Annotated in this window: 11 protein-coding genes; 1 reads left to right on the top strand and 10 read right to left on the bottom strand. The window is 71.3% G+C overall.

The window, feature by feature from the left end; translation table 11 throughout:
* Window positions 1-89: 89 nt before the first annotated feature.
* A complete protein-coding gene (locus tag ACFRCR_RS11610; protein ID WP_377677686.1) occupies window positions 90-1,943 on the bottom strand; it encodes a proline--tRNA ligase in 1,854 nt (617 codons plus the stop codon).
* A 100-nt stretch (window positions 1,944-2,043) separates the two neighbouring features.
* On the opposite strand from ACFRCR_RS11610, the gene ACFRCR_RS11605 reads away from it, so the two are divergent.
* Complete coding sequence (locus ACFRCR_RS11605) at window positions 2,044-2,970, top strand: Fpg/Nei family DNA glycosylase (protein WP_377677684.1); 927 nt, start codon at window positions 2,044-2,046, stop codon at window positions 2,968-2,970.
* 3 nt (window positions 2,971-2,973) lie between these two features.
* On the opposite strand, the gene ACFRCR_RS11600 is transcribed toward ACFRCR_RS11605, so the two are convergent.
* The 9 genes from ACFRCR_RS11600 to pyrH form a co-directional block, all read right to left on the bottom strand.
* Complete coding sequence (locus ACFRCR_RS11600) at window positions 2,974-3,930, bottom strand: GNAT family N-acetyltransferase (protein WP_377677682.1); 957 nt, start codon at window positions 3,928-3,930, stop codon at window positions 2,974-2,976.
* Between the two features lie 10 nt (window positions 3,931-3,940).
* Window positions 3,941-5,080 carry a flavodoxin-dependent (E)-4-hydroxy-3-methylbut-2-enyl-diphosphate synthase gene (gene ispG / locus ACFRCR_RS11595; protein WP_191795599.1) on the bottom strand — a complete coding sequence of 380 codons (1,140 nt, stop codon included), beginning with the start codon at window positions 5,078-5,080 and terminating at the stop codon, window positions 3,941-3,943.
* Window positions 5,081-5,209: 129 nt separating this feature from the next.
* Window positions 5,210-6,520: a M50 family metallopeptidase gene (locus ACFRCR_RS11590; RefSeq protein WP_377677680.1), complete on the bottom strand. Its 1,311-nt coding sequence runs from the start codon at window positions 6,518-6,520 to the stop codon at window positions 5,210-5,212.
* Window positions 6,521-6,657: 137 nt separating this feature from the next.
* The gene (gene dxr, locus ACFRCR_RS11585; protein WP_377677679.1) at window positions 6,658-7,842 is read right to left on the bottom strand and encodes a 1-deoxy-D-xylulose-5-phosphate reductoisomerase; all 1,185 of its coding nucleotides are present in this window, start codon (window positions 7,840-7,842) and stop codon (window positions 6,658-6,660) included.
* 70 nt (window positions 7,843-7,912) lie between these two features.
* The gene (locus ACFRCR_RS11580) at window positions 7,913-8,464 is read right to left on the bottom strand and encodes a DivIVA domain-containing protein (RefSeq protein ID WP_030150597.1); all 552 of its coding nucleotides are present in this window, start codon (window positions 8,462-8,464) and stop codon (window positions 7,913-7,915) included.
* Window positions 8,461-9,597 carry a 23S rRNA (adenine(2503)-C(2))-methyltransferase RlmN gene (gene rlmN / locus ACFRCR_RS11575; RefSeq protein WP_377677677.1) on the bottom strand — a complete coding sequence of 379 codons (1,137 nt, stop codon included), beginning with the start codon at window positions 9,595-9,597 and terminating at the stop codon, window positions 8,461-8,463. The genes ACFRCR_RS11580 and rlmN overlap by 4 nt, the downstream gene beginning before the upstream one ends.
* 150 nt (window positions 9,598-9,747) lie before the next feature.
* Window positions 9,748-10,593, bottom strand: coding sequence for a phosphatidate cytidylyltransferase (locus tag ACFRCR_RS11570; RefSeq protein ID WP_191795596.1), 846 nt, complete (start codon window positions 10,591-10,593; stop codon window positions 9,748-9,750).
* A gap of 21 nt (window positions 10,594-10,614) precedes the next feature.
* Window positions 10,615-11,172, bottom strand: a complete 558-nt coding sequence (frr, locus tag ACFRCR_RS11565) for a ribosome recycling factor (RefSeq protein ID WP_030150600.1) — start codon at window positions 11,170-11,172, stop codon at window positions 10,615-10,617.
* 102 nt (window positions 11,173-11,274) lie between these two features.
* On the bottom strand, window positions 11,275-12,009 hold the full coding sequence (gene pyrH / locus ACFRCR_RS11560; protein WP_191795681.1) for a UMP kinase: 735 nt from the start codon (window positions 12,007-12,009) through the stop codon (window positions 11,275-11,277).
* Window positions 12,010-12,161 lie beyond the last annotated feature (152 nt).

Here is a 12,161-nt window from a genome sequence, read left to right as displayed (position 1 = left end):
GCCGTAGACGAGGCCGAGGTCGACGACGTTGATCCCGAGCTCGGGGTCGATGACGCTCCCGGGCCCGGCCCGTCCCTGTCTGCCGCGCGCTAGGCGAGCAGCTCGGCGACCTGGTCGGTCACGAGGTCGACCACGTCGACGACAGGGACCTGCACGGCCTCGCCGCCCTGGCGCGGACGCACCTCGACGAGGCCGTCCGCGAGCCCGCGGCCCACGACCACGACGAGCGGTGCGCCCAGGAGCTCGGCGTCCTTGAACTTCACGCCGGGCGAGACCTTGGGGCGGTCGTCGTACAGGACCTCGACGCCGCGTGCCGAGAGCTCGGCCGTGAGCGACGCGGCGGCCTCGAAGACCGCCTGGTCCTTGCCCGTGGCCACGACCTGGACGTGCATCGGGGCGACGTGCGCGGGCCACGCGAGCCCCGCCTCGTCGTGGTTCGCCTCGGCCAGCGCGGCGAGCGCACGGGTCACGCCGATCCCGTACGAGCCCATGGTCACGACGACCTGCTTGCCGTTCTCGTCGAGGACCGTCAGGCCCAGGGCCTGCGCGTACTTGCGTCCCAGGGCGAAGATGTGGCCGATCTCGATACCGCGCGCGAGCTCGAGCGGGCCCGAGCCGTCGGGGGCGGGGTCGCCCGCACGGACCTCGGCGGCCTCGATCGTGCCGTCGGCCGTGAAGTCACGCCCGGCGACCAGGTCGAACACGTGCTTGCCGTGCTGGTTCGCGCCCGTGATCCAGCGGGTGCCCTCGACGACGCGCGGGTCCAGGAGGTAGCGCACGGCCGAGTGCGACGAGGCGGGCGTCCTGCCCTCGGCCGGCACGGTCACCTGAGGGCCCTGCGGGCCGAGCACCTCGGGGCCGATGTAGCCCTTGACGAGCTCGGGGTGCGCGGCGAAGTCGGCCTCGCCCGCGGGCTCGACCTCGGCGGGCTCGACCGACGCCTCGAGGCGCTTGAGGTCGACCTCGCGGTCGCCGGGCAGGCCCACGACGAGCACCTCGCGGCGGCCGTCGGGGTGCGTGAGCGCCAGGACCACGTTCTTGAGCGTGTCGGCCGCGGTCCACTCGCGGTCGGGGCGGGGGAAGCGCGCGTTGGCGAGCGCGACGAGCGACTCGATCGTCGGGGTGTCGGGGGTGTCCTCGACGTGCGCCGCGGGTGCGTCGTCGAAGGGCAGGGCGTCCGGCGCCGGCGTGACGACCGCCTCGACGTTGGCCGCGTAACCCCCGGGCGAGCGCACGAAAGTGTCCTCGCCGATCGCGGTCGGGTTGAGGAACTCCTCGCTGCGCGAGCCGCCCATGGCCCCGGACGTCGCGGCCACGATCACGTACTCGAGACCCAGGCGCGTGAAGATCCGCTGGTAGGCGGCGCGCTGGTTCTGGTACGAGGCCTCGAGCCCCTCCTCGGTCACGTCGAACGAGTACGCGTCCTTCATGATGAACTCGCGGCCACGGATCAGGCCCGCACGGGGGCGTGCCTCGTCGCGGTACTTCGTCTGGATCTGGAACAGCGTGAGCGGCAGCTCCTTGTACGACGAGTACATGTCCTTGACGAGGAGCGTGAACATCTCCTCGTGCGTGGGGGCCAGCAGGTAGTCGCCGTCCTTGCGGTCCGTGAGGCGGAACAGGTTCGCGCCGTACTCGTCCCAGCGGCCCGTGGCCTCGTAGGGCTCGCGCGGCAGCAGCGCCGGGAAGTGGACCTCCTGGCCGCCCGCGTCCTCCATCTCCTCGCGCACGATCGCCTCGACCTTGGCGAGCACGCGCAGGCCCAGCGGCAGCCAGGTGTAGATGCCGGGGGCGGCACGACGGATGTAGCCGGCGCGCACGAGGAGCTTGTGGCTCGCGACCTCGGCGTCGACCGGGTCCTCGCGCAGCGTCCGCAGGAATAGGGAGGTCATCTTGAGGGGCTTGACGGGGGGACCGACCACCCGGCTGGAGGCTGAAGACATGGGCCCGATCCTACCGTCGCGGGCGCCGCTCCCCCGCAGAGTTCGTCGCCTGCGCCCGTCCTCCGGTGCGCTCCGGCGCGCGAGCGGGCACCATGGAACCGTGCCCGAGCTGCCCGAGGTCGAGGCGCTCGTCCGATTCCTCGACGAGCGTGCGACCGGTCATGTCGTCGTGGCGGCGGACCTGGCCTCGATAGTGGCTCTCAAGACGTTCTCTCCCCCGCTGTCCGCGCTGGTGGGCGGCATGGTCACGGGGGCCGCGCGCCACGGCAAGTGGCTCGACCTGGCGGTCCGCCCGGAGGCCGGCGCCGGCGCGCGCAGCACGAGCAGCACGCCCGACGGCGACCTGCACCTGGTCTTCCACCTCGCCCGGGCGGGCTGGTTGCGCTGGTCCGAGGACGCACCGACGACTCCCGTACGCCCCACGTCGAGCCGTGGCGGCGTGCGGGCCGTGCTCGCGCTGCGGGTCCGGTTCGACGACGGCTCGGGCTTCGACCTCACCGAGGCCGGCACGCGCAAGCGGCTCGCGGTCCACCTGGTCCACGACCCCGACGAGGTGCCCGCGATCGCGACGCTGGGCGTCGAGCCGCTGGGCCCCGACTTCACGCGCGAACGTCTCGCCGAGCTGCTCGGCGCGCGCAACCAACAGCTCAAGGGGGTCCTGCGCGACCAGCACCTGATCGCCGGGATCGGCAACGCCTACTCCGACGAGATCCTGCACGCGGCCCGGACCAGCCCGTTCCGCCTGACCCGCAGCCTCGACGCCGACGACGTGGCCCATCTGCACGACGCGGTCAGGGACGTGCTCACCGAGGCCGTCGCGACGTCGTCGGGCAGACCCGCGGCCGAGCTCAAGGACGCCAAGCGACGCGGGATGCGCGTCCACGGGCGCACGGGCGAGGCCTGCCCGGTGTGCGGGGACGTCGTGCGCGAGGTGTCGTTCGCCGACCGCAGCCTGCAGTACTGCGCCACGTGCCAGACCGGTGGCCAGGTCCTCGCGGACCGGCGCATGTCGAAGCTCCTGAAGTAGGTCTCAGAACAGGACGGTCGCGAACGTCCCGACCTGCTCGAACCCCACGCGGCGGTACGTCGCGAGCGCACGCTCGTTGTACGCGTTGACGTAGAGCGAGACGATCGGTGCGATCTCACGGCGCGTGATCTCCACGACCGCGGCCATGCCGGACTCGGACAGGCGACGTCCCCGGAACCGGGGGTCGACCCACACGCCCTGCACCTGCGCGACCTCGGGCGTGACCGCCCCGAGCTCGGCCTTGAACACCACGACTCGCTCCGGCGCACGACCGGCCAGGGGGTCGCCCGCGAGAGGGACCCCCGTCCCGGCAGGGGGCGGGGCGGCCGCTGCACCACCGGCCACCCGCACGAACGAGCGCCCCGACGTGATGAGCCCGCGCACGCGGTCCGCGTAGGCGTTGCCGCCCGCGGCGACCGGCGAGTAGCCGACCTCCTCGACGAACATGCGCACGCACGCCGGCAGGACCAGCGGCAGCTCGGCCGGTACCGACCGGCGGACCGTCAGGTCCGGCTCGACGTCCGGCGCACGGTCGATCATGAGCGACGGCTGGTCGTCCCGGATGTCCCGGGCCGCGGGCCAGTGCTCGGCCAGCCTGTCCCACAGCCCCAGCGCGGCGGAGCGCTCACCCACGATCGACGACGCCCGGCGCCCGAACCTGCGTGCGAGCGCGGCGAACGCGTCGAGCGCCTCTGCGTGGTCCGCGCCCTGCGACGGGACGACGGGCACCAGGTTGGCCCCTGCCCAGCAGATCGCCGCCAGCGGTCCTTGCGCGGGGAAGCCCCACACCTGTCCGCCGCTGTGCGAGAGCCGGGTCGCCTCCACGATGCGCGAGGCCGCGAGCACCGACCCCACCGGGTCCAGCGCGCACACGCTCAGGGCCTCGGCGACGTCCGCGTCCCCCAGGACCCGGGCAGCCTGGGGCCGGGACCACGGCCCCGGAGGGTGCCAGCGCGCCATTGCCGCTGACTCAGCCGACGGTGACGACGGGCGGACCGGCCTGTGCGTCGTTCTCCGGCGTCATGGTCTCGGCGATACGCATCGCCTCCTCGATGAGCGTCTCGACGATCATCGACTCCGGCACGGTCTTGACGACCTCGCCCTTGACGAAGATCTGCCCCTTGCCGTTGCCCGACGCGACACCGAGGTCCGCCTCACGAGCCTCACCCGGCCCGTTCACGACGCAGCCCATGACGGCGACGCGCAGCGGGACCTCCATGCCCTCGAGGCCTGCCGTGACCTTCTCCGCCAGCGTGTAGACGTCCACCTGGGCGCGACCGCACGAGGGGCACGAGACGATCTCCAGCTTGCGCGGGCGCAGGTTGAGCGACTGCAGGATCTGGATGCCGACCTTGACCTCCTCGACCGGCGGGGCGGACAGCGACACGCGGATGGTGTCGCCGATGCCCTTGCTCAGCAGCGCGCCGAACGCGGTCGCCGACTTGATGGTGCCCTGGAACGCCGGACCGGCCTCGGTCACGCCGAGGTGCAGGGGCCAGTCACCGCGCTCGGACAACAGCTCGTAGGCCCGCACCATGACGACCGGGTCGTTGTGCTTGACCGAGATCTTGAAGTCGTGGAAGCCGTGCTCCTCGAACAGCGACGCCTCCCAGACGGCCGACTCGACGAGCGCCTCCGGGGTGGCCTTGCCGTACTTCGCGAGCAGGCGAGGGTCGAGGGAGCCCGCGTTCACGCCGATGCGGATCGAGGTGCCCGCGTCCGCGGCGGCGCGGGCGATCTCCTTGACCTGGTCGTCGAACTTGCGGATGTTGCCCGGGTTCACGCGCACCGCGGCACAGCCCGCGTCGATCGCCGCGAACACGTACTTCGGCTGGAAGTGGATGTCCGCGATGACGGGGATCTGCGACTTCTTCGCGATCGCCGGCAGCGCGAGCGCGTCGTCCTGGCTGGGCACCGCGACGCGCACGATGTCGCAGCCGGACGCGGTCAGCTCGGCGATCTGCTGGAGGGTCGCGTTGATGTCCGTGGTCGGGGTCGTGGTCATCGACTGGACGCTCACGGGGGCGTCACCGCCGACGTCGACCTTGCCGACCTTGATCTTGCGGGTCTTGCGGCGTGGTGCGAGGACAGGCGGGGGTGCTGCTGGCATGCCAAGGCTGATGGGTACGCTCACGGACCTAGTATCCCCCGTCCGACCCCTCGCCCGCGCCCGACGCCGTTCCTCGCCCCGCTCCGCACACGACTCTTCGCGAGATCTTCACGGGACCGGAGGCGCAGGTCAGGTGAGGCGGATCGGGTTGGCGATGTCCGCGTAGATCAGCAGCACGCCCATGCCGAGCAGGACGACCCACATCGCCAGACCGAGCGGGACGAGCTTCGCGACGTCCGCGTGCGCGGGGCGCGGGCGGCCGCGGACCTTGGCGACCTGCCGCTTGGCCCCCTCGTACAGCGCACCCGCGATGTGCCCGCCGTCGAGCGGCGGCAACGGGATGAGGTTGAACGCGAACAGAGCGATGTTGAGCGAGGCCAGGAGGCTCAGCATGATCGCCACCCGGTCGACCACGTCGACCTGGTCCGCCCCCACGACGTCCACCGCGATCCGCCCCACGCCCACCGGGCCCATCACCGAGGCCGGGTCCCGCTCCTCGCCGCCGACCGTGGACTGCACCACGTCGACCAGCTTGGCCGGCAGCTCGACGATGACCGCCGCCGTGCCCGAGACCTGCGCCCAGATGGCCTCCGGCACCGCGCTCAGCGGCTCCGAGACCCGCTCCTGGGTCGGCGCGATCCCGACGTAGCCCGCGGGCTTGAGCACCGGCTCGCCGTCGTCGTCGGTCACGTACTGCCCGTCGTCACCGACGACCGGACGGTCGACCTCGGTCGGGGTGATCTCGAGCGTGACCTGCTCCCCCGCGCGCTCGACCACGACCGGGACCGTCTGGCCCGCGGCACCCGTGATCTTGCCGACCAGCGAGTCCCAGGACGTGACCGGCTCGCCGTCGAACGACACGACCGTGTCTCCGGGCTCGATCCCCGCCTCGGCGGCAGGGGTCGCAGGGTCGCTCGCCGTGCACTCGTAGTCCGCCGGGGCCGAGGCCGGCGCAACGCACGCGGGCACCGTCGCGACCGTCGTGGTCGCCTGCGGCGAACCGATACCGACCAGCACCACGGTCATGAGCACGAACGCGATCACGAGGTTCATGAACGGCCCGCCGAACATCACGACGACCTTCTTGGGCACCGAGAGGTTGTAGAACGCGCGTGGCTCCTGACCCGGCAGGATCTCCTCGGCGCTCATCTCCCGCGCGTCCTGCACCATGCGACCGAAGAAGCCGTTCGACTGCTTGGCGCCGGGAGCAGCGGGCGGGTACATGCCCACCAGGCGCACGTAGCCACCGAGCGGGATCGCCTTGAGCCCGTACTCGGTCTCCCCCTTGGTCCGTGACCAGAGGGTCGGGCCGAAGCCGACGAAGTAGTGGCTGACCCTGACACCGAACTTCTTCGCCGGGACCATGTGCCCGACCTCGTGCAGGGCGATCGACACGAGGATGCCGACCAGCACGACGAGGATGCCGATCACCGCGGCCATGAGTACTCCGTTCGGGGGTGCTGCGAGAAGACGAGGAAGACCAGTGCTGAGGGTCCGAACCTACCGCCGGTTCCTGCGGGCGGCCTGAGTCCCGTCCGGACCCGGACCGGTCCGTGGAGACCCGGGGCGCCAGGGGCTCAGCGGCGGGCGAGGATCTCGTGAGCCCTGGCCCGGGCCCACCCCTCGGCGCCCGTCACGTCGTCCAACGTGACCGCGGCGCGCGAGGTTCCCGAGTGCTCGCCCAGGACCTGCTGCACGGTCTCGACGATGTCCAGGAACCCGATCCGGCCCGCGAGGAACGCCGCGACGCACTCCTCGTTGGCCGCGTTGTAGACCGCGGGGTGCGTGGCCGACGCCGACACCGCCGCACGCGCGAGGCCCACGGCCGGGAAGAGCTCCTCGTCGAGCGGCTCGAACGTCCACGCGGTCGCGCCCGACCAGTCACAGCCCGCGGCCACCTCGCCCAACCGGTCCGGCCAGCTCAGCCCGAGCGCGATGGGCAGCCGCATGTCCGGCGGCGAGGCCTGGGCGATCGTCGAGCCGTCCACGAACTCGACCATCGAGTGCACCACCGACTGCGGGTGCACCACGACCGTGATGTCCTGCGTCGGCACGTCGAACAGCAGGTGCGCCTCGATCAGCTCGAGCCCCTTGTTCATGAGCGTCGCCGAGTTGATCGTCACGACGGGGCCCATGGCCCACGTCGGATGCGCCAGCGCCTGCTCCGGGGACACCGCCTTGACGTCGTCGCGCGCCCATCCGCGGAAGGGCCCGCCCGACGCCGTCAGCACCAGCCGGCGCACCTCCTCGGGGCGTCCCGAACGCAGCGCCTGCGCGATCGCGGAGTGCTCGGAGTCGACCGGGACGATCTGGTCCGGACGCTGCCTCGCGTCCTGGACCAGCACGCCGCCCACGACGAGCGACTCCTTGTTGGCCAGCGCGAGCGTCGAGCCCGCGGCCAGCGCGGCGAGCGTGGGGCCGAGCCCCACCGAGCCCGTGATGCCGTTGAGCACGACGTCGGAGCCGGCCCCCGCAAGATCGGTCGCGGCGTCCGGACCGACGAGGACCTCGACCGGCCGCGCGCCCGCACGGGGAGCCTGCGCGGCCAGGGCGGCCTCGACCTCCGCGGCCCGCGCCGGGTCCGCGACGCCTACCCTCGCCACACCCAGCTCGATCGCCTGGCGCGCGAGCAGGTCCGCGTTGGCGCCACCTGCCGAGATCGCGTCCACGCGGAAGCGGTCGGGATGGCGCGAGATCACGTCGATCGCCTGGGTGCCGATGGAACCGGTCGACCCGAGAAGGGTCACGCTGCGCACACTCATGCGGACATCCTCCCAGGTACCGGGACCACCCGAGGCGAGCGACGCCGTCGGGCAGCCGTGGTACCCCGCGTCACTCGACGCCGAGCAGCACCTCGATGGCCCGGGCGAAGAACGCGTCCACGGGGCCCTCCGCGTAGCCGTCCTTGCCGCGGCGACGCGCGAAGGTCGAGCTCCGGATCTCTGCGGCCGTGATGGGCTCCTGGCGGTCGAAGTACGCCACGAGCCGGTCGCACAGGTCGTCGACGTCGTCCATGTCGTAACCCCACTCGCCACGCCCCGCCGGCGCGAAACGCTCGCCGTCCGGCCGCCCCAGGCGGCCGTACAGGCTGCGAGCCCGCTCGGCGAGCGCGTTCATCCACGCCTGCTGGCCGTTGACGGCGACGTACTCGGCACGCTGACGGGCGATGAACGCACCCTCCAGGCGGTCGAGGGCCGCGTCGACCTCATGGGTGTCGTACCCGCCGCGGACCAGGTCGAACATCGAGACCTGGATGTCCGTGCTGGTCAGACGCTCCGGCTTCCTGCCCTCGTAGACCTGACGCGCGTGGTCGAAGAACTCGTCCACCTCTTCCGGGTCGTACCCGTTGCGCACCTTCGAGACGGTGCTGAACAACGCACTCACGCTTCCTCCTCAGCTGCCAGCTGCCCGCACGCACCATCGATGTCGCTGCCGCGTGTGTCACGAATAGTGGTCGGAATCCCGTGCCCACGCAAGCGAGCCACGAACTCGTCCTCCACCTCGCGCTCGCTCGCCGTCCAGATCGAGCCCGGGGTCGGGTTGAGCGGGATGGGGTTCACGTGCACCCAGCCCGAACCGCGAGCCGTGAGCTTCTCGCCGAGGAGGTCCGCACGCCAGGCGTGGTCGTTCATGTCCTTGATGAGCGCGTACTCGATGCTGACACGGCGACCCGTGACCTCGAAGTAGTTGCGTGCCGCGTCGAGCGTCTCGTCGACCGACCACCGGGTGTTGATCGGGACGAGCTCGCTGCGCAGGTCGTCGTCGGGCGCGTGGAGCGAGAGCGCGAGCGTGACCGGGATGCCCTCGGCCGAGAGCTTGTTCATGGCCGGCACCAGGCCCACGGTCGAGACGGTGATGTTGCGGGCCGACATGCCCAGACCCTCGGGGGCCGGCGCGACGAGCTGGCGGATGGTCCCCATGACGGCCTTGTAGTTGGCCATGGGCTCGCCCATGCCCATGAAGACCAGGTTGTTCAGGCGCGCGGGCCCGCCCGGGATGTCGCCGTCCGCGAGCGACTTGGCGGCCGAGCGCACCTGCTCGACGATCTCCGCGGTCGACAGGTTGCGCGTCAGACCCAGCTGGCCGGTCGCGCAGAACGGACAGGCCATGCCGCAGCCCGCCTGGCTCGAGACGCACAGCGTCGAACGGTTCGGGTAGCGCATGAGCACCGACTCGACCTTGGCTGCGTCGAAGAGCTTCCAGAGCGTCTTGACGGTCGTCCCGCCGTCGGCCTGCATGACGCGTGCGGGCGTGAGCAGCGGCGGCATGAGGTTCTCGACGAGCAGGTTCCGCGTGGCCTGGGGGAGGTCGGTCATGTCCTCCGCGTCGTTCGTGAAGTGCGCGTAGTAGTGCGTCGCGAGCTGCTTGGCGCGGAACGGCTTCTCCCCCAGCTCGACGACCGCGGCCGTGCGCTCCTCCGGGGAGAGGTCGGCGAAGTGGCGCGGAGGCTTCCCGCGGCGGGGTGCCGACATGACGAGCGGCAGCGGCTTCGATTCGACGGACGGGCGAACAGACATGGAGGATCCAGAGGTTGGAGCGGGTGGAGCAGGTCAGCGCCCCGCGTCGACGCACGACGCGGGGCACTCGAGCGAGCACGCCGGTGCGTCGAGCGACACATCGGCACGCGCGCGTGCGTCCGCGCCTGCGCTCGCCCTCACGGGCCCGTCTCAGAGCGAGACGGAGAGCAGCAGGTACACGAACGGAGCGGTCAGGAGCATGGAGTCCAGACGGTCGAGGACGCCGCCGTGCCCCGGCAGGAGCGACCCCATGTCCTTCAATTCTAGGTCGCGCTTGATCATCGACTCGGCCAGGTCCCCCACGGTCGCCGTGAGCGGCACCATGATGCCGAGCAGGACACCGATGACGGGGCTCACGCCGAGCCCGTAGACGGCACCCAGGACGCCGATCGCGGTCGCCAGGACGAACGAGCCCGCCAGCCCCTCCCAGCTCTTCTTGGGACTGATCGACGGCGCCAGCGGATGACGCCCGAACAGGACCCCGGCCACGTACCCCCCGACGTCGTTCGAGACGGCCAGCAAGATGAACAGGAGGACCTGGATCCGGCCGTTGTCCGGGTTCGCCAGCATCATCATCACGAACCCCGCCATGAACGGCAGGTAGGCCGTCGCGAACGTTCCCGCGGCGGCGTCACGCACCGCCGCCGTCCCCGAGCCGTCGATGACCCGCCAGACCACGACGCCGGCCACCGTCAGGACGAACGAGACCATGAGGGCCTCGGGTCCCGAGTAGTAGGACGAGATCAAGATCCCGGCCGCGCCGACCAGGAGCGGCAGGAGCGGCAGGTGGATGTCACGACGGAGGAAGGCCTGCTTCAGCTCCCACAGCGCCGCCCCGACCGCAGCGGTCGCCAGCAGCACGAACGGCTCGGGGCGGAAGGCCAACGAGGCCCCCACGAGCACGAGGAGCCCGATCCCGACGGAGATCGCCTTGGGCAGGTCGCGCCCGGCCTTCGGCGTGCGCCGGGGCCTGGACGCGACCGCATCACTTGTCATCGGTGCGTACGGACTTCTGCATCAGACCTCGAGGAGCTCGCTCTCCTTGCCGGCGAGCAGCGCGTCGATCGTGTCGACGTGGCTCTTGGTGAGCGCCTCGAGCTCCTTCTCGGCGCGCGTGCCCTCGTCCTCCCCTGCCTCGCCGTCCTTGACGATACGGTCGAGCTGCTCCTTGGCACGACGGCGCACGTTGCGCACCGAGACGCGGGCGTCCTCGGCCTTGCCCTTCGCGAGCTTCACGTAGTCGCGGCGGCGCTCCTCGGTCAGGACGGGGAGCACGACACGGATGATGTTGCCGTCGTTGCTGGGGTTCACCCCGAGGTCCGAGTCACGGATGGCCTTCTCGATCGCGCTCAGCGCGGTCTTGTCGAAGGGCGAGATCACGATCGTGCGGGCCTCGGGCGTGTTGAACGAGGCGAGCTGCTGCAGGGGCGTCGGAGCGCCGTAGTACTCGACCGTGATCTTGTTGAACATCGCGCCGCTCGCACGTCCCGTGCGAATGTTCGCGAAGTCCTCCTTGGCGACCTCGATCGCCTTGTCCATCTTCTCTTCGGCCTCGAGGAGGGTCTCGTCGATCACCAGTGCTCCTTCGTCGTGCGTTGCTGGGCTAGCCGTCCTGCGCCGCACGAGGCGGCGCCCCCGGGGACGCGGTGCGGCCCGGGTCGTTCGTCGGTCGTCCGGTCAGTTCGTCGTGACCAGTGTCCCGATATTGTCCCCCAGCAGCGCGCGGGTCACGTTGCCCGGCTCGCCCATGCCGAAGACCCGCATGGTCACGTCGTTGTCGCGGCACAGGCTCAGGGCCGTGGCGTCCATGACGGCCAGGTCGTTGACGAGCGCGTCGGTGTACGTCAGGTGGTCGAGCTTGACGGCGTCCGGGTTCGTGCGCGGGTCCGCGGAGTAGACCCCGTCGACGCCGTTCTTGCCCATGAGGACCTCCTGGCAGTGCGTCTCGAGGGCGCGCTGGACGGAGACGGTGTCGGTCGAGAAGTACGGCATGCCGGCGCCGGCGCCGAAGATCACGACACGGCCCTTCTCCAGGTGGCGGATGGCGCGCAGCGGGATGTACGGCTCGGCGACCTGGCCCATGGTGATGGCGGTCTGCACGCGCGTGTCCACGCCGGACTGCTCGAGGAAGTCCTGGAGCGCGAGGCAGTTCATGACCGTGCCCAGCATGCCCATGTAGTCGGCGCGGGCACGGTCGAGGCCCCGCTGGGACAGCTCGGCGCCACGGAAGAAGTTGCCGCCGCCCACGACGATCGCGACCTGCACGCCCTGACGCACGGCCTCCGCGATCTCGCCCGCGACGCGCTGGACGACGTCCGGCGCCAGGCCGATCTGTCCACCACCGAAGGTCTCGCCGGAGAGCTTCAGCAGAACTCGTCGTGCCGGGGTCGTGGTCTCGATGTTGTCGCCCATGTGCAGCGCCACCTGTTCTTCGTCGTTCCGAGCTCCCGAGGTCTGCCCCAGGACGTTCCGGGGGCGGTCCTGCTCGTCGTCCCCGGGTGGTGCAAGTGCACGGGACCCGCCGGGTCCCGGTGCGCGGTGGCCCGGTCCGCGCGAGCGCGGAC

The organism is Oerskovia sp. NPDC056781 (assembly GCF_042789955.1).
GTDB lineage: Bacteria > Actinomycetota > Actinomycetes > Actinomycetales > Cellulomonadaceae > Oerskovia > Oerskovia rustica.
The sequence above is the reverse complement of the archived record's forward strand: the minus strand, read 5'-3'. Positions and strand labels throughout refer to the sequence as shown.

Excerpts from the sequence above, each read along its gene's own strand:
- ACFRCR_RS11610 (WP_377677686.1), bottom strand. The coding sequence starts at position 1,943 with ATGTCTTCAGCCTCCAGCCGGGTGGTCGGTCCCCCCGTCAAGCCCCTC.
- ACFRCR_RS11600 (WP_377677682.1), bottom strand. The coding sequence starts at position 3,930 with ATGGCGCGCTGGCACCCTCCGGGGCCGTGGTCCCGGCCCCAGGCTGCC.
- ispG (WP_191795599.1), bottom strand. The coding sequence starts at position 5,080 with ATGCCAGCAGCACCCCCGCCTGTCCTCGCACCACGCCGCAAGACCCGC.
- ACFRCR_RS11590 (WP_377677680.1), bottom strand. The coding sequence starts at position 6,520 with ATGGCCGCGGTGATCGGCATCCTCGTCGTGCTGGTCGGCATCCTCGTG.
- dxr (WP_377677679.1), bottom strand. The coding sequence starts at position 7,842 with ATGAGTGTGCGCAGCGTGACCCTTCTCGGGTCGACCGGTTCCATCGGC.
- rlmN (WP_377677677.1), bottom strand. The coding sequence starts at position 9,597 with ATGTCTGTTCGCCCGTCCGTCGAATCGAAGCCGCTGCCGCTCGTCATG.
- ACFRCR_RS11570 (WP_191795596.1), bottom strand. The coding sequence starts at position 10,593 with ATGACAAGTGATGCGGTCGCGTCCAGGCCCCGGCGCACGCCGAAGGCC.
- pyrH (WP_191795681.1), bottom strand. The coding sequence starts at position 12,009 with ATGGGCGACAACATCGAGACCACGACCCCGGCACGACGAGTTCTGCTG.